This is a genomic window from Joostella atrarenae, assembly GCF_021764745.1.
Classification (GTDB): domain Bacteria; phylum Bacteroidota; class Bacteroidia; order Flavobacteriales; family Flavobacteriaceae; genus Galbibacter; species Galbibacter atrarenae.
The window spans coordinates 113,290-136,348 of the sequence record NZ_JAETXX010000010.1; the positions used below are offsets into that span (position 1 = coordinate 113,290).

Annotated in this window: 18 protein-coding genes; 8 read left to right on the top strand and 10 right to left on the bottom strand. The window is 33.3% G+C overall.

Going from position 1 to position 23,059, the window contains the following annotated elements:
- Positions 1-2 precede the first annotated feature (2 nt).
- The 4 genes from JM658_RS13780 to JM658_RS13795 all read left to right on the top strand — a co-directional run bounded on the left by JM658_RS13780 (position 3) and on the right by JM658_RS13795 (position 8,147).
- The gene (locus JM658_RS13780) at positions 3-1,400 is read left to right on the top strand and encodes a RagB/SusD family nutrient uptake outer membrane protein (protein ID WP_236959859.1); all 1,398 of its coding nucleotides are present in this window, start codon (positions 3-5) and stop codon (positions 1,398-1,400) included.
- Positions 1,401-1,677: 277 nt separating this feature from the next.
- Positions 1,678-4,950, top strand: coding sequence for a SusC/RagA family TonB-linked outer membrane protein (locus tag JM658_RS13785; RefSeq protein WP_236959860.1), 3,273 nt, complete (start codon positions 1,678-1,680; stop codon positions 4,948-4,950).
- Positions 4,951-4,962: 12 nt separating this feature from the next.
- Positions 4,963-6,471 (top strand): RagB/SusD family nutrient uptake outer membrane protein, encoded by a 1,509-nt coding sequence (locus JM658_RS13790; protein WP_236959861.1) that lies wholly within the window; start codon positions 4,963-4,965, stop codon positions 6,469-6,471.
- 137 nt (positions 6,472-6,608) lie between these two features.
- Positions 6,609-8,147 carry an IS1182 family transposase gene (locus JM658_RS13795; RefSeq protein WP_236959862.1) on the top strand — a complete coding sequence of 513 codons (1,539 nt, stop codon included), beginning with the start codon at positions 6,609-6,611 and terminating at the stop codon, positions 8,145-8,147.
- A gap of 32 nt (positions 8,148-8,179) precedes the next feature.
- Here the strand turns inward: JM658_RS13795 and JM658_RS13800 are convergent, their stop codons facing one another.
- A complete protein-coding gene (locus tag JM658_RS13800; RefSeq protein WP_236959863.1) occupies positions 8,180-8,773 on the bottom strand; it encodes a ribonuclease HII in 594 nt (197 codons plus the stop codon).
- A 152-nt stretch (positions 8,774-8,925) separates the two neighbouring features.
- Here JM658_RS13800 and JM658_RS13805 point away from each other — a divergent pair, with 152 nt between their 5' ends.
- From JM658_RS13805 to JM658_RS13815, 3 genes are all read left to right on the top strand, one after another.
- Positions 8,926-10,908 carry a putative porin gene (locus JM658_RS13805; RefSeq protein ID WP_236959864.1) on the top strand — a complete coding sequence of 661 codons (1,983 nt, stop codon included), beginning with the start codon at positions 8,926-8,928 and terminating at the stop codon, positions 10,906-10,908.
- A gap of 58 nt (positions 10,909-10,966) precedes the next feature.
- The gene (locus JM658_RS13810; RefSeq protein WP_236959865.1) at positions 10,967-12,058 is read left to right on the top strand and encodes an aminotransferase class V-fold PLP-dependent enzyme; all 1,092 of its coding nucleotides are present in this window, start codon (positions 10,967-10,969) and stop codon (positions 12,056-12,058) included.
- Between the two features lie 151 nt (positions 12,059-12,209).
- Positions 12,210-12,506: an isoamylase early set domain-containing protein gene (locus JM658_RS13815; RefSeq protein WP_236959866.1), complete on the top strand. Its 297-nt coding sequence runs from the start codon at positions 12,210-12,212 to the stop codon at positions 12,504-12,506.
- Here the strand turns inward: JM658_RS13815 and JM658_RS13820 are convergent, their stop codons facing one another.
- The 9 genes from JM658_RS13820 to JM658_RS13860 form a co-directional block, all read right to left on the bottom strand.
- Positions 12,507-13,277 carry a hypothetical protein gene (locus JM658_RS13820; RefSeq protein ID WP_236959867.1) on the bottom strand — a complete coding sequence of 257 codons (771 nt, stop codon included), beginning with the start codon at positions 13,275-13,277 and terminating at the stop codon, positions 12,507-12,509. It abuts the gene before it with no gap.
- Positions 13,278-13,295: 18 nt separating this feature from the next.
- Positions 13,296-14,246, bottom strand: a complete 951-nt coding sequence (locus JM658_RS13825) for an L-histidine N(alpha)-methyltransferase (protein WP_236959868.1) — start codon at positions 14,244-14,246, stop codon at positions 13,296-13,298.
- 17 nt (positions 14,247-14,263) lie between these two features.
- On the bottom strand, positions 14,264-15,427 hold the full coding sequence (egtB, locus tag JM658_RS13830; RefSeq protein ID WP_236959869.1) for an ergothioneine biosynthesis protein EgtB: 1,164 nt from the start codon (positions 15,425-15,427) through the stop codon (positions 14,264-14,266).
- Between the two features lie 92 nt (positions 15,428-15,519).
- On the bottom strand, positions 15,520-16,347 hold the full coding sequence (locus tag JM658_RS13835) for an energy transducer TonB (protein WP_236959870.1): 828 nt from the start codon (positions 16,345-16,347) through the stop codon (positions 15,520-15,522).
- A gap of 108 nt (positions 16,348-16,455) precedes the next feature.
- On the bottom strand, positions 16,456-17,280 hold the full coding sequence (locus tag JM658_RS13840; RefSeq protein WP_236959871.1) for a thymidylate synthase: 825 nt from the start codon (positions 17,278-17,280) through the stop codon (positions 16,456-16,458).
- A gap of 259 nt (positions 17,281-17,539) precedes the next feature.
- Positions 17,540-19,213 carry a NupC/NupG family nucleoside CNT transporter gene (locus JM658_RS13845; RefSeq protein WP_236959872.1) on the bottom strand — a complete coding sequence of 558 codons (1,674 nt, stop codon included), beginning with the start codon at positions 19,211-19,213 and terminating at the stop codon, positions 17,540-17,542.
- Between the two features lie 126 nt (positions 19,214-19,339).
- Entirely contained in the window at positions 19,340-19,963 is a 624-nt protein-coding gene (locus tag JM658_RS13850) for a bifunctional nuclease family protein (RefSeq protein ID WP_236959873.1), read from the bottom strand.
- An 86-nt stretch (positions 19,964-20,049) separates the two neighbouring features.
- On the bottom strand, positions 20,050-21,018 hold the full coding sequence (locus JM658_RS13855) for an electron transfer flavoprotein subunit alpha/FixB family protein (protein ID WP_236959874.1): 969 nt from the start codon (positions 21,016-21,018) through the stop codon (positions 20,050-20,052).
- Positions 21,019-21,114: 96 nt separating this feature from the next.
- Entirely contained in the window at positions 21,115-21,855 is a 741-nt protein-coding gene (locus JM658_RS13860; protein WP_236959875.1) for an electron transfer flavoprotein subunit beta/FixA family protein, read from the bottom strand.
- Between the two features lie 176 nt (positions 21,856-22,031).
- Between JM658_RS13860 and JM658_RS13865 the strand changes: the two genes are divergently transcribed.
- The gene (locus tag JM658_RS13865) at positions 22,032-23,009 is read left to right on the top strand and encodes a pyruvate dehydrogenase complex E1 component subunit beta (RefSeq protein WP_236959876.1); all 978 of its coding nucleotides are present in this window, start codon (positions 22,032-22,034) and stop codon (positions 23,007-23,009) included.
- The last annotated feature ends 50 nt before the right edge of the window (positions 23,010-23,059 follow it).

A 23,059-nucleotide genomic window follows, 5' to 3' on the forward strand; every position in this document is an offset into this window, starting at 1 on the left:
AAATGAAAAGAAATATATATAAAATCACATTATGTTTAATGCTAAGTTTCTTGGCATTCTCATGTACAGAAGAAGATCTAGACCCTACATTGTCTCAAAATAAAGATATAGAGACTAATATAACATCTGTAGGAGATTTAGAAGCGTTACTCAAAGGCGCTTACAATAGAATGTCTATCTCAACATATTATGGCAGAGATGTTATAATATTTGATGAAGTTCGCTCTGATAACGCCTATTCAAATGCTAATTCAAATAGATTTGTGAATGTAGCAGAAATGAATTTAACAATAGAAGCAGCATATGCTTCAGATACTTGGCAACAGATATATGCTACAATTGCTTCTGCTAATATAATTATTGGAGCAGAGGTGTCTTCAGATGATGCTGCAGAGCAACAAATGATTAACCATATTACTGGTCAAGCCTATGCTATTAGAGCATTGGCACATTTTGACTTACTTACTTTATATGGTCAGCAAAATGTTGATGGGGGTGATATGAGTTCTCTAGGAGTACCTTATGTAGTTACTTTTAAGGATGGTGAAAATCTTTTTCCTCCAAGAAACTCTGTGCAAGAGGTAAAGGATTTGGCAGTTTCAGATCTTGAAACCGCTAATAGTCTAATGTCTGTAGCACTTAATGATCCAGGGAAGCAATATATTACAACGTATGCTGTTGATGGTATTATGGCAAGAATTGGGTTATATTTTGAAGACTGGGATTTAGCAGAGAGTGCTGCTGGAAGAGTTGTAATGTCTTCAAAATTTGAAGTTGCTGCAAAAGATGATTTTATAGGAACTTTTAATGTAGATTCAGCACCAAATTCAGTTTTTGAGATAGCAAATTCAGATGTAGATAATCAGGGAATAGATGGTTTGGCTAACATTTATCAAGATACTAATTATGGAGATATAGCTGTATTGGAAGATTTGGTTAATATATATGAAACTGGAGACGTGAGAGGTCTTGGTGGAATTATTACTGAAGATGGAGACGGAGCATACAGAAATACGGGTAAATATCCTAGTATTGGTGTTTTTGAAGATAATGTTTCGATTATCCGTTATGAAGAAGTTGTTCTAATTTATGCGGAAGCATTATTAGAAAATGGTAGTTCAGAAGCTTTGACATATTTGAATATGATTCCTGAGAATAGAGGAGCAACTGCATATACTGCTGCAACTAAAGAGAATATATTATTAGAGCGTAGAAAGGAACTAGCTTTTGAAGGATTTAGATTTGATGATTTAGCTAGAACAGGAAGTGATATTCCTCTAGTAGACCCTATTTTACAAACACATGGAGGTCCTTCTTATGGTTCTTATAATTATGCATTTCCAATACCTTCTGCTGAAGTTTTAGCAAATTCAAATATTGTTCAAAATACTGGATATTAATTATAGAAAAAATTTAATTAATTGAAAAGTTTTAAAACCCGCTATCTGGCGGGTTTTTTTATGATAATATTTAGAAATAGCCTTGTTATACTACCTGTAATTATTGACAATATTGAATCATTATTAATTTAACATGAAATAAGGTATTTAACTCGAAAGAAAAGTATACTCGCAAGTAAGTTTAAGACTACAATATTCTATATTTTATAGAAAAAATAACTTATATTAAGATTTATTTATGATATTAGCGATACGCTAAATTCAAATTAATTAAAATATGAGATCTAAATTTACTTGGATGCTAACACTTTTTATGTTGTTAGTTTTACAATTCTCCTATGGACAGGAGAAAACAATTACGGGGGTCATTACAGATCAAGATGGTTTGCCACTACCCGGAGCAAATGTGACTGTTAAAGGTACGACCACAGGTACCCAAACAGATTTTGATGGGAATTATTCAATTTCTACAACTGTGGGGAAAGTCTTAGTGTTTTCTTACTTAGGTCAACAAACCGAAAAAAGAACAGTTGGGGCTGCAAGTACCATTAATATAATACTTAAGCAAGACGCACAAGCTTTAGATGAAGTTGTTGTAATAGGTTATGGAACAACTACAAAAGAAGCCTTTGCAGGTACTGCAACTACTATTAGTGCTGAAAGTATTGAATTAAAAAATTATTCTAATGTTTCACAGTCTTTAGCAGGAGAGGCCGCGGGTGTTAATGTAATTAATACATCAGGACAACCTGGTTCTTCCTCTACAGTTCGTATTCGTGGTTTTGGATCTATAAATGGAAATAGAGCTCCTCTTTATGTAGTTGACGGTGTGCCTTTAACAACCAGTTCAATTGATGCTGATGGGGAAAGAACAGAAACAGCAAGTTTAAATGCAATAAACCCTAACGATATTCAAAGTACAACAATATTGAAAGATGCTACAGCTACTGCTATCTATGGATCTCGTGGTGCAAATGGTGTTATCTTAATTACAACTAAATCTGGTTCTTCTCAAAAAGAGTATATTGAAGTTGATGTTAAAACTGGTATTAATACTCAGCTATTACCAAGGTATGATGTGATTACTTCTCCTGAAGAATCTATAGGTCTTATTTGGGAAGCTAAAGTAAATAGAGAAAGACTAAGTGGTAACACTGATCCGATAGGAACAGTAAATAATCTTTTATTTGGAACTTCTGCAAATAGTTATTTAGCTCCTGGTTATAACATGTGGAATGTTAATAACGGAGCAGAATTGATAGACCCTAACACAGGTCAAGTGCGACCTGGCGTTACAAGAAGATACACGCCAGAGCGCTATGAAGACCTCTCATTTAATTCAGCTTACAGGACAGAAGCTAATTTAAGAATGGCTGGAGGTAATGATAAGAACAGATATTTTGTTTCTGCCGGCTACCTTGATGATGATGGTTACGCTATAAATACTGGATATAAAAGATATACTTCTCGTATTAATGTAGACTCTAATCTCAAAGATTGGCTAAAAGTAAAAGCTAATTTAGGATATACATATTCTAAGAGTCTTAATAATGGTCAAACAGATGGTGCTGAAAACCTTTTTGAATTCGCGGATAAAATGAATCCGATATATCCTGTTTTTTTAAGGGATGATAATTATCAATTAGTCCCAGATCCTATTTTTGGCGGTAATCAATATGATTATGGTTCTAATTCTGGATATAGAGCTCGACCAAATTCGAATAACTTGAATCCAATAGCATCAGCTATATATGATTATAATGCAACAGAAAGAAATGAAGTTATTGGTAGTTTTAATGCAACAATAAATATCGTAGAAGGGCTTACCTTTGAAACTACTTTCGGAATGCAGTACTCTAATAATGTATTCAAATCAGTAGGAAATCAATTTTATGGAGTTTCAACTTCCAATGAAGGTGATTTGTTTGAAAGAGGAACAGAAACAGTAACTACAAACTTTTTACAGTTATTGCGTTACAGTAAAGATTTTGGAAATCACTCTTTTGAAATATTAGGAGCACATGAAAGTAATGATTTTCAGGAATCTTCAAATTCTGCTTTCAAAGCTAAAGCAATTATACCACAGGGACGTGTTCTAGACAACTATATTGTTAATTTACAGCAACCAACAGGATTCGAACAAGGAAGAACCTTAGAGTCTTATTTTGGACAATTGAATTATAATTTTAATAGGAAGTACTATTTAACAGCGTCAATTCGTAGAGATGGGTCGTCAAGGTTCGCCAATAATAAATGGGATACTTTTGGTTCTATAGGAGGTGCTTGGGTAATTTCTAATGAGGATTTTTTACTAGATAGTAATACTTTTCGTTTTTTGAAGCTTAAGGCTTCTTACGGAAAGACAGGTGATGAAGGAGGAATTGGATTTTATGAGGGGATTAATACATTTGGAGTTACAAATGTAGGTGGAGAATTCGCAGTATCTCCAGAAGTTTTTGCTAATCCAGAATTAACATGGGAAACCTCAAATCAATATCAAGTAGGTGTAGAATTTAGTCTAGGTAAATTTTTAGATGCAACGATAGACTATTATGTAAAAGATACTGATAACCTTATCTTTACTAGAAGAATCTCTCCTTCTTCAGGAGTAGCAACAGTTACTGTAAATGACGGAGTACTTCGAAATAGTGGACTTGAGTTTGATCTTACTGGGCATATTGTAAATTCAACAGATTTCACATTAGATCTATCTGTTAACGGAGCTGTTTATGATAATGAAATACGAACCATGCCAATTGATCCGGAAACAGGGGAACCTGCTGTATTTCAAAATATTGCATTTTATGGTTATTCTAAAGGAAGCTCTATCTATGATTTTTACATGAGGGAATATGCAGGAGTAGATCCTGAAGATGGGTATCCAACTTGGAATGTGTATTATGATGACCTAAATAGTAACGGGACCTTAGATAGTGGTGAAGGTATTTCAGAATTGTATCCATACGTTCAAGCAAACCCTGATGCGGATATACAAAGCGATACGACGAAGACTTATTCAGAAGCTACAGAAAAATATGTTGATAAATCAGGAATTCCTGATTTAGCTGGAGCTTTTAGATTAAATGCTAGATATAAAAACTTTAATCTTTCAACACAATTCACTTATTCAATAGGTGGATGGGGATATGATAGTCAATATGCTGAATTAATGCATGATAATAATGGAGGTATTACAGCTCAAAATAGACATACAGATGTTCGTAATAGATGGAGAGAACCAGGAGATATTACTTCTGTACCAATTATAGCGGATAGGGTTATTACAAATGTAAATTCACAATCAACAAGATTTTTAACCAAAACAGATTTTATAGCGCTTAATAATATTGTTTTAGGATATACATTTAGTAGTGAGCAGCTTGATAATATAGGACTTGCAGGACTTAACTTGTATGTTTCTGGAGATAACTTGTATTTCAATGGAGCTAGAGATGGATTTAATCCTACAACTAGTGAGAATGGTAATTCTGACAGAGGTCTTTATGCACCTCTAACTACATTTACTTTTGGTGTAAGAGCAAAATTTTAAAAAAAATATAGGATGAAAAGAAATTTTATTAAATTATTAGGAGTATCATGTCTAGCTTTATTTTTTGCTAGCTGTGGTGATGACTTTTTAGTCGAAGAGCCGGAAGGGTCTATAATAAATGCAGATCAATTAGCAGAAGGAATAGAGAAAAACCCAGAACTAGGGGAGGCGACAGTAACAGGTATTTATGCAACTATGTTTACAACAGGGACTGGAGGTACGGATTCTCAACAAGATTTTGGACAAAAAGGCTTTGATGTTTATGGGGACATGATTTGTAGTGATATGGCTCTATCTACTAGTACTTATGGATGGTATAGGTCTAGAATTACAGAATATCAGGCTCCATTAGATTTCACTCAAGAGGAGAATTATCAAGTATGGCGTTACTACTATAGAATTATAAATTTATCCAACCTTGTAATTGAGAGTTTAGGGGGTAATGATGCAATACCTGAGTCTGATGATAATAAATATACATTAGGACAAGCACTTGCTATGAGAGCGCATTCATACTTTTATTTAACTCAATATATGATAAATGATGTCGAAGCTTCTTGGACTTCAGCAACATTACCTATTTACATAGAGCCTGGATTTGTAGGGAATTCTAAATCTACTACAAAAGAGGTGTATGAATTAATGGAGAATGATTTAGTGAAGGCAATTGGACTTTTAGAAGGATATGGGAGACCGTCAAAAACACAAGTTGATGAGTCTGTAGCACAGGTTATTATGGCTTATGTGCTTGCGTCTAGAAGAGATAGATGGCAAGATGTGGTTACATATTCAAATAATGCATTGCTAAATACTAGTGCATCACCAATGACTACTGATGAATCTATAAATGGTATTCTAGGTGGTTTCAATACTGTTGATTCTCAAGGATGGATGTGGGGTGTCGATTTGAATGAAGACATTGGATTAAGCTTAGTTTCTTGGTGGGGACAGATAGATGCATATTCATATAGTTATGCTGCAGTGGGAGATAATAAAGCAATAGATGCTGATTTATATGAAAGTATGAAACTAGACGATGTTCGTAGAAATCAATTTTTTAATGATTCTTCTAGTACAAGATACTTGCAACCACTAGATAAGTTTTATGATTCTGATAGAGTAATTTTTGGATCATCTCAAATTGTGAAAGCTGATTATGTTTATATGAGGTATGAAGAGCCATTATTGCTTAAAATAGAGGGTCTTGCTAAATCTGGGCAAGAAGAATTGGCGAAAGTAGAATTAATGAATTTTGTTTCAACTAGAGTGTCAGATGCATCTTACATCAATTCTTTAAGTGGTCAGGGATTAATAGATGAAATATATAAGCAAACTCGTTTAGAGTTTTGGGGAGAGGGTAAAAGCTATCTAGCAATGAAGCGTGGTAAAACAAGTATAAAACGAGCAGCAAATCATTTATCATTTGTAGGAGAAACAATGTCATTCGACGATGAAAGATTGACATTTGAAATTCCTCAGCAAGAAATTCAAGATAATAATAATATTAATTCTCAAAATTAATACTGTTATTATCAAGGGGATTCATTTAAAAAAAAAGTTTATTCTCTTGCTGATGTTATTAAATTTAATATCAAGAGGCTGTCTGAAAAGGCAGTCTTTTTTATTGTCATTTTTCTAGTAAATTCTTAAATTTAAGAATGAGCAGAAAAGTAGTTTTTAAGACTTATGACCAAGACCAGCTAAGTCTTTTACCTCCAAGTTATGATGATCTAGTTCCAAAGAATCATCCCGTTCGTATCGTAAATACGATTATCGACCATATTGACATTAGTGCTTTAGAAAAAAGTTATAAAGGTGGTGGAACATCAAGCTATCATCCGCGAATGTTGCTTAAAGTTATTATCTATGCTTACTTACGCAACCTGTATTCTTCACGTAAAATAGAACAGGCTCTAAATGAGAACATCCATTTTATGTGGCTCAGCGGGCAGAATAAACCAGATCACAACACGATCAATGACTTTAGAGGAAAGCGGCTACAAGGTCATCTAAAGAAAATTTTTCACCAAGTCGTTTTACTTTTAGTTGAACAAGGTGTTATTAGTTTAAAAGATATTTATGTAGATGGCACTAAGATTGAAGCAAATGCTAATCGTTATACCTTTGTATGGGGCAAGTCAATAAAAACAAGTAAAGAGCGTATTAAAAAACAGTTGAAAGAACTTTGGTCTTATGTAGAAAAAGTCTATAAAGTCGAGCAGCATATCCCAAATACACCTGATTTTGAAGCGATAGATGCAGATAAAATTGAAGCCACTATCAATCAAATTAATGATGTACTACAAGGGAAAGAGATCGATAAAAAAGTAAAGCAAAAGCTTAATTATGCTAAGAAAAATTGGCCAACAAACATGGCTAAATACCAAAATCAGGAAGCTATATTAAAGGAAAGAAATAGTTACAGTAAAACAGATCCTGATGCAACTTTTATGCGAATGAAAGACGACCATATGCAAAACGGACAACTTAAACCTGGATATAATCTACAAGCTTCTACCAATAACCAATACCTAACCAATTACACCTTAGCACAAACCACAGCAGATACCACTACCTTAAAAGACCACGTTAACGACCATATTGAAAATTATAACGAAACACCAGAAACACTCACGGCAGACGCAGGCTATGGCAGTGAAGAAAATTATACAGATTTAGAAGATAAAAACATAACGGCTTTTGTGAAATACAATTACTTCCATAAAGAGCAACAGGATAAAAAGAAAGGAAAAATCAACCCCTTCCATCCAGACCAATTACATTATAATAAAAAAACAGACACTTATTATTGTCCCATGGGGCAAGCCATGACAAACATTGGTAGTTATAAAAAGAAAACAAAAAATGGGTTTGAGCAAGAAATACATCGTTACCAGGCTCAAAACTGTCAAGGATGCTCACTTAGAAGTCTTTGTCATAAATCCAAAGACAGTCGCATCATAGAACGCAATTACAATTTAATGAGACTCAAAGCAAAAGCAAAAATGCTACTTACCAGTGAGCAAGGCATCGCCAAAAGAAAGCAACGATGCTGGGATGTGGAAGCCGTTTTTGGAAACATAAAACACAATATGAATTTTAAACGCTTTATGTTAAGAGGAATTGATAAAGTAAATGTAGAAATCGGGCTAATTGCGATGGCACACAACCTTAAAAAGTACAGTTTAGCTATATAAAATCACTGTAGCCATTTTTAACCAGACTCTTTTTATAGCTCTAATTTTAATTGCTCAGGTAATAATCTAAAGGAAGTTCTATGGTATTTTGTCACTCCGTACTTTCTTATAGCTTCGCGGTGTTCTTTTGTTGGATATCCTTTGTTTTTTTTCCAATTATACATCGGAAATTCTTCATGTATTTGCTCCATATATGCATCTCGATAGGTTTTAGCTAAAATAGAAGCTGCAGCAATACTTAGGTATTTACTATCTCCTTTTATGATGCATTGGTGTGGAACATCATTGTATGGTTTGAATTTATTTCCATCAACTATAATATGCTCTATTGGAGAGGTTAATTGCTCTAAAGCTTTATGCATTCCTAAAATAGAAGCATTTAATATATTTATTTTATCAATTACATCTGGGTATATATGGGCAACACCAAAGCAGCTAGCGTCTTTTTCTATTATTGGTTTTAATAGCTTGCGCTTTATTTCCGATAATTGTTTGGAATCATTAATAATATCATTCTTAAAATCAGAAGGTAAAATTACAGCTGCAGCAGTTACAGGTCCAGCAAGGCACCCTCTTCCAGCTTCATCTGTGCCAGCTTCTATGAGTTTACTATACGATTTATACATTTTAATCGTTATTTATGTGCCTAGAAATGGCTATTTTGAACAATCAAAGTTAAAAACTTATAGGTTATATTGGTGTTTTTGAGCATAAAATAATAAATACAGCTATCAGGATTTCGCTCAAATAATATACCTTTGTTTTCAAATCAAAATGAATGAAGAATTTTTATTTCTTATTTTTCTTTTTAGTAATATTCCTTGGTGTGGCAAACGCTCAAGAAGAACCAGGAACTAGAGTAGTAAAAGATACCACACTTGTAATATCAAAGAAAGGAGAATCAGGTAAGAAGAAAAAGGACGATGATTTTCCAATAGAAGATTATAAGATTATTTCTTATGCTAGAGATACAACTACTTTTGATACAACACTTACGGTACAGAAGGAGTATAAGTACAACTATTTAAGAAAAGATGATTTTGAATTACTTCCTTTTGCAAACGTAGGACAAACCTATAATAAATTAGGAGCAGATTTAGAAGAGAAAGGTTTTTACCCAAGAATGGGGCAGGAGGCTAAGTATAATAACTATATGGAAATAGAGGATATAGATTATTATAGAGTGCCAACACCAACTACAGAATTATTTTATAAAACGGTCATGGAACAAGGGCAGATTCTAGACGCCATGATTACTTTAAATACTTCACCTCAATTAAATGTATCCATTGCCTATAAAGGAATGCGTTCTTTAGGTAAGTATCAACATATATTGTCTAGCACAGGGAATTTTAGATTTACTACAAATTACCATACTAAGAATGAGAAATATCAATTACGAGGACATTATACATCTCAAGATATTTTAAATGAAGAGAATGGTGGGTTAGCTGTTCCAGAGCAGTTTACATCTGGTGATGATGAGTTTACAGATCGTTCTAGAATTGATGTTAGATTCGAGGATGCTGAAAACTTCTTGTTAGGGAAAAGGTATTTTTTAGATCATAGATTTTACCTTTTTAAAGAAGCAGATTCTTTACGAAACTATGGACTTTCTATTGGGCATAAATTAACGTACGAAACTAAAACGTACGAATATCGACAAGACTCAGAAAATTCATATTTTGGAGATTCTTACCAAAGTTCAGACATTAATGACAGGGCTAGACTAAAGACGTTTAACAATCAGTTAAACCTAAACTATAATAATAAAATAATAGGAGAAGCTACTTTCTTGGTGAATTTCTATAAATACAATTATTACTTTAATAGTATAGTGGAGACCCCAAATGGGGTTATACCTAATCAATTGAGGGATAATGAGATTTCTGTTGGAGGTAAATTTAAGAAGCAATTAGGTGGTTTTTTACTGGCAGGAGATTTTACACAGAATATCGTTGGTGATCTTGGAGGAACTACTTTTAATGCTGAAATGGAATACCAGCTAACAAAAGATATTAATGTAGATGCTAACTTACATGTGTCTTCTCGTCTTCCTAATTTTAATTTCTTATTATATCAGAGTGATTACGAAGCTTATAATTGGGTGAATGTTGATACTTTTGAAAAGCAGAAATTAAGCACTTTGGAAGGGAGTATAAACTCTAAAAAATGGGGGAGTTTGAGTGTTGCATATACGGTACGTGATAAATACTCTTATTTTGCTGAAAATTTAGATACGGGAGATTCTATTTCTTCAGTTTTAGATGATGTGCAATTAGTGACTCCAACACAATTTGATGGCTCTATAAATTCTTTAAAAGTAAAGCTTAGTAACGATTTACATTTTTTACGAAAATGGGGATTTGCAAATACAATCATGTATCAAAATGTGAGTCAAAGTGAGAATATTGTTAATGTGCCTCAAATTGTAACAAGAAACACTTTATATTATTCTAATCATTTATTTAAAAAGGCTTTATATCTTCAAACTGGTATTACTGCAAAATATTTTAGTAAATACTATATGAATTCTTATAGTCCCGTTTTAGGGGAGCTATTGGTTCAAGATAGAGAGGAAATAGGAGGTTTCCCTATGATTGATTTCTTTATAAATGTAAAAGTTAGACGAACTAGAATCTATTTAAAAGCAGAACACTTTAATTCTCCATTCGGAGATAATAATTTTTATACAGCACCAAATTACCCATATCGAGACTTTATTGTACGCTTTGGAGTAGTTTGGAATTTCTTTACTTAGTAGATGCTAGAATAGTTTTATAGCTTATTGTTTTTTGTGTAAATTTTAAATTATTGTAATGACAATAGATAACTTCTCAAGAGATTTCCCAATAATTAGCCAATATACATATGCTAATACAGCTGCCTCTGGACTTATGTACGAAAGTTTGATGGAGTGGCGTCAAGGACATGACATCGATTTTTTAATTGGAGGAAGTAAATTTAGAGATTCTTTAGAAGAACAAATTGCAGATATAAGAACTGCTGTTGCTGTTTTTTTTAATGCAGAAGTAGACAATACAATTCTTACACCAAATTTTTCATTTGCTTTAAAGACACTTGTAAATGGAATTGATAAACAGAAAAGCATTTTACTTTTAGACGGCGATTATCCTTCCGTTAATTGGCCTTTTGTAAGTGGCGATTTTAAATCTGTTACTTTTGCAAAGGTAGATCAACATCTTGAGGAAAATATTAGAGCAGCCTTTAAAAATAACCAGCCTGATATTTTTGCGTTTAGCATTGTTCAGTATATCGATGGGATTAAAATTGATTTAAACTTTATTAAAGACCTTAAAAAGGAGTATCCTAACACTATTTTTATAGCTGATGGAACTCAGTATAGCGGGACAGAAAGTTTTTCATTTAAAGACGCTGGAATTGATGTCTTTGGAGGGAGTGGTTATAAATGGTTGTTAGCAGGATATGGGAATGGATATATGCTTTTTAGTGAGTCTGTCGTTTCTTTATTATACCCAAAATCGTTAGCATTTGAGCCTCAAGAGGAGTCTTTTCAGAAGGATAAAAACCATTTAAAATGTCATTTTGAGCCTGGGCATTTGGATACATTAAATTTTGGTAGCCTTTTGTTTTCTATTGAACAGTTTAATGAGATAGGAATGGAAGGGGTGACAAAGCATTTAAAGTCGTTATCGGAATACGCAGTAGAGAAATTCTCAGCGTTAGACTTATTATCTGAAGAAGTTGCTCAAAGACAAGTTCCTCATTCTACAATATTTAATCTCAATGTAGATGATAAAATGATAGCAGCATTAAAATCTCGAAATATAATTTTTTCAATGAGAGGCTCAGGGGTTCGAGTAAGTTTTCATATCTATAATACCATGAAAGATATAGATAAGATTGTTAATATTTTGAAGCATAAATAATTCTATTTTCTACATTTTTCTAATAAAATTTTATGCTTTTCTTGATTTCGTTAAGGCAGTTTTAATAAAACGATAAATATTTGTTTTCTAGTTGTTTATCAAGAATTTAATTTATTCTTTTACATATAGAAATCAATAAATTTTATCTAAAATGTCAATCACCAAACAATATTTAAAGTCGCGACCAGTTTGTAAAATTACTTTTACAGTTCCTGCAACAGAAGCTAATCAAGTTGTAGTTGTAGGCGATTTCAATGAATGGAACCCAGAGGTAACTTCATTGAAAAAACAAAAAAACGGAAATTTTAAAGGCACTTTCGACTTGCCAAAGGATAATTCTTATGAGTTTCGTTATATCATCGATGGTGAGTATACAAACGAAGAGGAGGCAGATGCTTTTGTATGGAATGATTTTGGAGGAGCAGAAAATGCCGTATTACACGTTTAATTAGAGTCGATCTTTAATTATCTCGATAAAATTTTCATAAAGGTTTTCGACTGTATTTAAATCGTATTGCTCATCTATAGAAACGATAGCTCCATTCCATTCTCCTAAAACCCATTTCCCTCTATTAAGCGCAGGTAATTGGGTGTAATCTATTGTGTTGTCGCTCCATGCTTTAGCGTAATAATACGGGAGTTTATTAACTGTATTGTCAGCAATTGCATGTCCAAGGCTGTATCCACTATTTGAATTCACATTAACGAGCATGCCTGTGTCGAAATGGTGAGGCCAAACATAAATAGAAGAAGTGTCTTTATGGAGTTTTTTTATGTGTTCTAATGAACGCTGAGATATATTACGAGCTTCTATAAGTTGATAAATTATTTTTTCATCTTCAGCATCTAGAGTTATAAAAGTATCAAATTCAGTATTTATTTTAAACCCAAGATTATAATGGTAATCTCCAGCGCTCAATCCGAAATCTGAAATGGTTTCGCGTATCCATGAGTCGATTCCACTATGTGTTAAGCCCAATAGATCTAGTTCCTTAAATGTATCTCCTTTATGTATTCTAATAACAATATCTTTATAATTGAGTTCTAAGTATATTGTGTCTATTTTCTGAGATAGGAGTGCGCTATTCTCTACGGACCAGCATAATGCAGACTGACTATCATCTTCCCTTTTAGAGAGAAAGCTATTGCTAAATGCAGCTAAATATTGTGCTAAATGATGAAACTTATTTTGGATGGTATTTATTAGTTCTTGCTCCATAACTTGTTGGTTTTTATGTTATATTGAAAAGAGATAATCTTTAAAAAGGCATTTGCTATCTTTAAATTGAGAGATTACTTTTAGGTTTGCTTTTGTAGCTAGCCATTTAACAATTTGATCATCATATTTTTGTGAAACTTCTGTGTGTAATGTTTCCCAAGCATTAAAACTCACTTCTAAATTTATTTTTTTAATATTTACGTTTTGGTCTTCAGTAGCTACAAGAAAACTTTTAGCAGTTCCAGTTTCTGGATCGTAGGTTTCCCAGTGTAAAAATTTATCAATATTAAAATCAGCATCTAGCTCATTATTAATTCTAGTGAGTAGGTTTTTATTAAAGGCTTCTGTTATTCCTTCTTCATCACTATATGCGTTGATGATTTTCTGGGGATGTTTTTTCTGATCGAAGCCCATAAATAATAAATCTCCTTCATTCATACTTGATTTTATATTTTGAAGAAAATCGATTGCTTTTTCATGAACTAAGTTTCCGATATTAGAACCGAGAACGAGAATAACTTTTTTCCGCTTTTTATATTCTGATAATCGATTTAAAATTTCAAAATACATCCCTTCTTGCGGAATAACCTTTAAATTTGGGAGTTCACTTCCTAGCGATTCCTTTAAGTTCCTCAATGCATATTTACTAATGTCTATGGGTTGGTATGTAAAATTGTATTTATTTTGTTCTAAATAGCGTAATAATACTTTTGTTTTTTTTCCATCGCCAGCGCCCAATTCGATAATATCGAAACCATTTTCATCATCAAAAAGATTGGCGAGCTCTTTTCTGTAAGTTTCAATAATTTCATACTCAGCATTTGTAAGATAATAAGTCGGCATATTCATTATCTGCTGAAATATTTTATCTCCCTTTTCATCATAAAAATATTTAGAAGATAAGTTCTTTGGGTAAGCGGTTAGTCCTTTGTATACATCTTTCTCAAAGATGCTTGAAAATGTTGGCATATATTCTTAAATGTAATTTATCTTTTGGCAAGTCTTATTCCAGTGAATTGCCATCTTAAGTGTGGGTGGAAAAAGTTTCTATATGTATAACGAGTATGGTCTTTGGAGGTAACTACAGAGCCTCCTCTTAGTACTTTTTGATTAACCATAAACTTGCCGTTATACTCACCTAATGCTCCTTCTGCTTTTTTGTAATAAGGGTAGGGGAGGTAAGCACTTTCTGTCCATTCCCAACGTTTTCCCCAATCGAAGAAATCTTGAGCCGCTTCCCATTCAAATTCCGTAGGAAGACGGAGTCCACGCCATTCTGCATAGGCAAAAGCTTCGTAATAAGAAATATGGGTTACGGGAGTTTCTAGGTCAATAGTTTTTAGTCCTTTAAATGTATATTGCTGCCATATATTATCAACTTTATGCCAATATAACGGGCATTTTATATTATTTTTTTGTATCCAATCCCAGCCTTCAGCATGCCAATATTTAAAGTCTTCATATCCCCCGTCATTTATAAACTCTAGATACTCTTCATTTGTGACTAATTTATTGGCTATTTTATAATTATGAAGATGTACTTTGTGTTTTCCTAGTTCATTATCAAAGCAAAAATCATTTGTAACATGTCCAATTTCATAAGTACCTTCAGGAATTTTTATCCATTTAGATTTCTGTTTTTCTACGATATTTTCCTCAAATGTTTCTGAATAAGCAGGTAATAAAGGATTGCTACCTAGAATGTATTTAATGTCTGTAAATAAGAGTTCTTGATGTTGTTTTTCGTGGTGGATTCCAGTGATTACAATTGAGGCGATTTGTTCCGTTAGATTGTCTTCTAAGAAGTCGGAAAGCTGATTTGTAACATAATCACGATATCTATAAACCTCCTCAACAGATGGGCGGGTAAGATTCCCTCGATTTGTTCTCAAAAGTCGTTCTCCCATACTTTCGTAGTAGCTATTAAAAAGAAAACTATATTGGGAGTCGAATTCTTTGTAATCGGGATTGAATTTTTTTAAAACGAATTCCTCAAAGAACCAAGTTGTGTGACCTAAATGCCATTTTGGAGGTGATACGTGTTCGCTGGGTTGAACAACATAATCTTCTTGAGTTAATGGGGCACATATTTCTTCTGTAGCTATTCTCGTTTGAAGAAAATTGCTAATAATTTCATTGGTCATTAACATCTAGTTAGTCTTTTTCTTAATTCTTTTTCTAAAAATAAGAATTTTAACCACTGCTTTGTAAGAAGCTTAGTTAAAAGATGTTAACATGTAATTTAATATTGTCCTGAAATTGGGTGTCTCACCTCTCTAGTAACGGCAACTATTTTTAGTTCATCTGAAAAATAGCACGGAATTGAATTCCCCTCGCTATTTGAAGCGGGTATTAATGATATTTTATTTTCATTAAAAATTCTTTCAATTTCACTTTTTAAAGATTTGTTATTAGAAACGACGGTTAGATTTTCAATCGCTCCAGAAGTGGAAATTTCTATATAAAACTTAGCTATATATTCTATCTCTTTTGATGATGTTTGATTATAATTAGTTGAGCTTAAGTTTTTATGTTCTAAATGGTCAAACATAAAATCAAAAAGCTCCTTCTTAAAGCATTCTACATCTGAAGTTTTTCTCTTGCAGTTTTGAAATATTACTGGGGCTTTAGCTACTTTATCATAAGAAGAGATAGTTTTTTCTTCATCAATATTAAAATGAATAGCGTATGAATATACAGTAGAAACAGGATTTTTGTCTATAAAAGCAGGAGTGATTTTAGGAAGAGATTTTATTATTCTAATTCCTTCGCTTTGAAATAAAGAGTCTTTACTCCTGGCTTTAACATCTGTGAAATATCCATCCTTATTAATTTTAAATTGAACGTAAACTTTGCCTTCAATTCCATTTTGATATGCAGTTTCAGGGTAGGAAAATACTTTTTGTATATGTGATAGTAAATCTGTCTTAAAACATTCTTCAGTTTTAATATCGCATTCGCTATTTGTAAAATACGGGATTTCATCAACTTCAGAAAAGATATAGGTATCTACTTGTGAATAGCTGAAATTTGAAATAAAAAATGCAATTATAAATTTTAAAATATTCATAATCTATTCTTTGGTTAGCTTAGATTATAAATATAGATAAAATTATATCAACAGAATTAAACATCAAGTATTCTCAAAATATAAAAATAATTTTTATAAAGGCTTGGTTTAAATAGCAACAGTTCCTTTGATGTGAGGATGGTGTTCATAGTTTTCTAAAGTAAAATCTTCAAATTTAAAATCAAAAATGTTTTTTACTTCAGGGTTTAAAATCATTTTAGGAAGCGGTTTAGGTTCTCTAGATAATTGTAGTTCTAGTTGCTCTAAATGATTGTTGTAGATATGCGCATCACCAAAAGTGTGTATAAAGTCTCCAGCTTCATAACCACAAACTTGAGCCATCATCATAGTAAACAATGCGTAGGAGGCAATATTAAATGGAACTCCTAAGAAGATATCTGCACTACGTTGATATAATTGACATGATAGTTTTCCGTCGGCAACATAAAACTGAAAGAACGCATGACATGGAGGCAAAGCAGCTTTGCCATTGGCAACGTTCTCAGAAAAAGAAACAGAAGTGTCTGGTAAAACACTAGGATTCCATGCGGAAACTAACATTCTACGACTGTTTGGATTATTTTTTAAAGTCTCTACAACCTCTTTAATCTGATCAATCTCTTCGCTGTTCCAATTTCTCCACTGATGGCCATAAACAGGACCTAAATCACCATTTTCATCCGCCCATTCATTCCAGATACGAACTCCGTTGTCTTGTAAGTATTTTATATTAGTATCACCATTTAGGAACCATAACAATTCATAAACAATAGATTTTAAGTGTAGTTTTTTTGTGGTAACCATAGGAAAACCTTCACTTAAATCGAATCGCATTTGGTACCCGAAAACGCTCTTTGTTCCCGTTCCAGTTCTATCTCCTTTTTCATTTCCGTTAGCCAATACATGCTTAACAAGATCGTGATACTGCTTCATTTTTATGTAATCTAAGTGATATATTTATTTGGGCGTTTCCCAACAAAAAAAGTTGGTTTGGGCTTGTTGCTTACCGGCAGGCATCGTGGTACACGTTACCTTGCTTCAATCCCTAACGCAAATTTTTACGAAAATAGAAAATGCCTTTCAAAAACTTGTGCAATGACTTTTTATTTTATCAAAAGGTTATTAACTAACACTTTTAGTCGTAATAAAGGTCATCATTATACAGATTATTAAGTCGGATTTTAAACTAGTGTTACCCAATTATCATTCCTGCGATAGTAGCCGATAATAAAGATGCTAAAGAACCCCCAAGAACAGCTTTCATTCCAAATTCCGATAAGTTTTTACGCTGACCAGGAGCTAAAGAACCAATACCTCCAATTTGGATGCCTATAGAGGCAAAATTGGCAAAGCCACATAACATATAGGTCGCCATAATCACCGACTTATTATAGGTAAAATGGGTTACATTGGCAACATCTTTCAATCCAGCTAATTGTACATATCCCACAAATTCACTAGCTGCGAGTTTAATTCCTAGTAATTGCCCCATAAGCATCATGTCTTCTTTGGCAACACCAATAAGCCACATAAGAGGAGCGAAAATAAATCCGAGAATAGATTCTAGAGAAAAGGATTCATAAGGAGTGTTCTCTTTCAAGATTGCATTTAATGTTGTAAAGTCTCCAATCCACTCTAATATATAATTTATCATAGCAATAAATGCTATGAAAACTAAAAGCATAGCTCCAACATTTGCAGCTAATTTTAAACCTTCAGTAGTACCGTTTGCAATAGCATCAAGGATATTAGATCCAATTTTATCTGTAGAGACATCTACGTTAGTGTTTACCTCTTCTTGTTGTGGGTAAAGCATTTTGGATATTACAATTGCTCCAGGAGCAGCCATAACAGATGCTGCTAGTAGATGTTTTGCAAATTGAATTCTTAGAACAGGGTCGTCGCCTCCTAAAAATCCTATATAGGCAGCCAATACACCTCCGGCAACGGTAGCCATTCCTCCAATCATAACAAGAAGAATTTCCGACCTTGTCATTCTTTCTAAGTAAGCTTTAATCATTAATGGCGCTTCTGTTTGTCCTAGGAATATATTTCCTGCTACAGATAAACTCTCCGCTCCAGAAATTCCTAATAATTTAGAAAGACCGATAGCCATTCCCTTTACGATTACTTGAATTACTCCTAAGTAAAATAAAACAGAAGTTAAGGCAGAAAAGAAAATGATAGTTGGTAATACTTGGAATAAAAAGATGTAACCAAAGCTATCTGCATTCATTAAATCTCCTAATAAGAACTCACTTCCAGCTGCTGTAAAATCTAATACAAGCACAAAAATACTACCTATCCATTCGAATATTTTTTGAACAAATGAAACTTCCAATACTCCTACAGCTAAAATTAATTGTGCTGCAAGGCCTATTCCTACAGTCTTCCAATTAATTGCCTTTCTGTTACTACTAAATATAAATGCAATGAGTAGGAGCGTGAACATTCCTAAAATCCCTCTCCATAGGCTATTCATAGTAAAACCTTGATTCGGGATTATCTGATCTGTTTTACCTGCCGTAGCCATGGCAGATTCTTTTGGAGCTACAACAAGGCTGTGCTCTCCTTTTTTGTTTTTAATGACTAACGTGGAGTCAGTAATTTCTAGAATTTTAAATTTTCCTACGGTGCTTCTGGGCGTATCATATAAAAAAATGAGGTTGTCATTCTGAGTGATAAAACTCCCTGTATATGACTGGTTGTTTCTTTTGTAATTAAAATCTCCGCCTTTAAATGTGAGCTGCTGAATAGCATTCTTTACAGTAGAATTTTCTGAAGAGATCCATTTTTTCTCAATATTCTGAGCTAATGCTGTCCCTGAAAAACAAATGGCTAATAGTAGAAATAGTATTTTTTTCAACACGTTTTTATTTATTACCTAAGAGCAGGTTTAATTAGTAATGTATAGCATGAATCTACTTGCTAAGTCCATTTTATTGCGCTCCCTTTATTTTTGTTAATAGTTTAAAGAAAGATTTCTAAATATTTATTTCTCTTCTCTTTTCGAGATTTCGTCTCTTATTTTAGCTGCTTTTTCATAATCTTCATTAGAAACAGCGCTGTCAAGCATGGTGTATAGTTCTTGAAGAGATTGAGCATTGTACGAGGTTTCATTTTTTGGAACCTCTTCATTGCTAAAAATCTCATCTACACTAATGCTCTCTTTGCTGTCTTCTTCTCCTTCTTCTTTGGGTGAGAATTTTAAAAAGATTCCAGCTTTATCAAGTATGTTTTTGTAGGTAAAAATAGGAGCATTAAAACGTAATGCTAATGCAATGGCATCACTAGTTCTAGCATCTATAATCTCTTCGATCTTATCTCGCTCGCAAATAATACTAGAATAGAAAACACCATCTACTAATTTATGAATTATAACCTGTTTTACCACAATTTCGAACCTATCTGCAAAACTTTTAAATAGGTCGTGGGTAAGAGGTCTTGGTGGCTTTATTTCTTTTTCAAGGGCTATAGCAATAGATTGAGCTTCGAATGCACCAATAACAATTGGTAGCTTTCTTTCACCGTCTACTTCGTTCAATATTAGGGCGTAAGCTCCATTTTGGGTCTGACTATAAGAAATCCCTTTTATGTTTAATTTTACTAAACTCATACATCATTAAAAATAGCAAAGGCTGTCTAAACAATGGGCAGATCCCATAATTTAGACAGCCCTTTAGGGGCACAATTTAACAAAAATTATGCGTTATTCGCTTTAAATTCTTTCAATTTTTCTATTAGTTGAGGAACTACTTCAAAGGCATCTCCAACAACACCGTAGTCAGCAGCCTTAAAGAAAGGAGCTTCCGGGTCGTTGTTAATAACAACTTTTACTTTAGAAGCATTTATTCCAGCTAAATGTTGAATTGCTCCAGAAATACCAATTGCGATATATAAATTTGCGGCTACAGGTTTTCCTGTTTGTCCAACGTGTTCTCCATGTGGACGCCATCCCATATCAGAAACTGGCTTAGAACATGCCGTTGCAGCACCTAAAACATCTGCTAATTCTTCTACCATTCCCCAATTTTCTGGGCCTTTTAATCCACGACCTGCAGAAACTACAATTTCAGCATCAGCAATTGTTACTTGTCCAGTAACCTTGTCTACAGAAGTTACTTCCGTAGAGAAATCTCCTTCATTTAATGAAGGTGAAAAATCTTCAGCAGTAGCAGCACCATCGCTTTCTTTTAATCCGAAGGCATTTTTAGATAAACCTAAAAGTTTTACATCCGTAGTAATTTCAGTAGTATTAAAAGCCTTGTTTGTAAAAGCAGTACGTTTTACTTTAAAAGGACTATCACTTTCTGGTAATGCAACTACATTTGGTGCGTAACCTGCGTTAAGATTGATGGCCAATATAGGTGCCATGAATTTAGCATTAGCACTAGAACTTACTACTACAACTTTACTGCTTTCTTTATCGGCAGCTTGTTTTAGTACATCAGCATAGGTTTTTGCATTAAAATTATTTAATTTATCATTTTTAACGGAAAGAATTTTAGCAACTCCATATTTACCTAGTTCGCTAGCATCATCTGCATTTATAGTAACTGCAGTTACATCAGTCCCAAGCATATCGGCAATTCCTTTAGCATAAGACGCAACTTCAAGAGCTGTTTTTTTAAGTTTTCCGTTTTCCGTTTCAGTATAAACAAGAACAGACATATATTTTTTATTATAAAGTTATAAAGTTGAATTTTTAAAAGTTAAGCTATAGAGTATATCATATAGCTGTCTTTATATATTTCACTTTGTATATTGTTATATTACTTTAGCTTCGTTGTGTAAAAGACTAACGAGTTCGTCTAAATTATCTGGTGAAACTAATTTTATTGCTCCTTTAGCATCTGGTTTCTCAAAAGCAACAGCTTTAGTTGTGTTTTCACCAGCTACAGGCTCCATTACATTAAGAGCTTTTTTACGAGCCATCATAATACCTCTCATGTTAGGTATTTTAAGATCACTTTCTTCTACCAATCCTTTTTGTCCACCAATAACAAGTGGGAAAGTGGTTTTAAGCGTTTCTTTACCGCCGTCAATCTCACGAATAGCGGTAGCAGTTTCTCCTTCTACCTCTAAACTGATACAATTATTAACATAATTAGCTCCTAATATGGTAGCTAACATTCCAGGAACCATCCCTCCATTGTAATCGATAGATTCTCTTCCGGCAATCACTAAGTCATAATCGCCTGCAATAGCAGCTAATTGCTTTGCAACAAAAAAACCATCCGTAGGATTTGTATTAATTCTTATAGCTTCATCTGCACCTATAGCCAACGCTTTTCTAAGTGTAGGCTCTGTTTCTGCACCTCCAACATTCACTACAGTTACTGTAGCTCCTTGTTTCTCTTTGAACCACATGGCACGTGTTAATCCAAACTCATCGTTTGGGTTTATAACAAATTGCACACCATTTGTATCAAACTTTGAATCTCCGTCAGTAAAATTTATCTTTGACGTAGTGTCTGGTACGTGGCTTATACACACTAATATCTTCATATTTTAGGTAATTTTTTGTGATTTTACTAAATGAGTTACGAAGATACTGATAATTTCTAAAATATGCTATGCATGCATAATAATTTTTTATTAAAATCTTATTAAGATAGTTGTTTTAGAATTACTATTTTTGCTATGCTTAAAAAAATAGACTTTAATAATATCAAATAAAATAGATGAAAACAATTCAGTTTAGAGAAGCAATAGCCCAGGCGATGAGCGAAGAGATGCGTGCAGATGAATCCATTTACTTAATGGGAGAAGAAGTAGCAGAATACAATGGTGCTTATAAAGCTTCTAAAGGAATGTTGGACGAGTTTGGCCCTGATCGAGTTTTAGATACACCAATTTCTGAGCTTGGTTTTGCTGGAATAGGTGTTGGTTCTGCAATGAATGGAAACAGACCTATTATTGAATTCATGACTTTCAACTTTGCATTAGTTGGAATCGATCAGATAATTAACAATGCTGCAAAGATCCGTCAGATGTCGGGTGGTCAATTAAGTTGTCCAATCGTTTTTCGTGGTCCTACAGCTTCTGCTGGTCAATTAGGAGCAACACACTCTCAAGCTTTTGAAAGTTGGTTCGCTAACTGTCCAGGACTAAAAGTGGTGGTTCCTTCTAATCCATATGATGCAAAGGGATTATTAAAAGCTTCTATTCGTGATAACGACCCTGTTATCTTTATGGAGTCTGAGCAGATGTATGGTGATAAAGGTGAAATTCCAGAGGATGATTATACAATTCCATTAGGAGTAGCAGATATCAAAAGAGAAGGGAATGATGTGACTATTGTTTCATTCGGAAAAATTATTAAAGAAGCATATAAAGCAGCTGAAGAATTAGAAAAAGAAGGAATTAGCTGTGAGATTATTGATCTTAGAACAATAAGACCAATGGATCATGACACGATTTTAAAATCAGTAAAGAAAACAAATCGTTTAGTGATTTTAGAAGAAGCTTGGCCTTTCGGAAATATAGCTACAGAGATTACATACCAAGTGCAATCTCAAGCATTTGATTTCTTAGATGCTCCAATTATCAAAATAAATACAGCAGATACTCCTGCACCATATTCACCTGTTCTTTTAGAAGAATGGTTGCCTAATTCTGGTGATGTTGTTAAGGCTGTAAAAAAAGTTTTATACAAATAAGCGATTTTTTTCGTTAATATAACTTCACTGACTATATTTAGCCAGTGAAG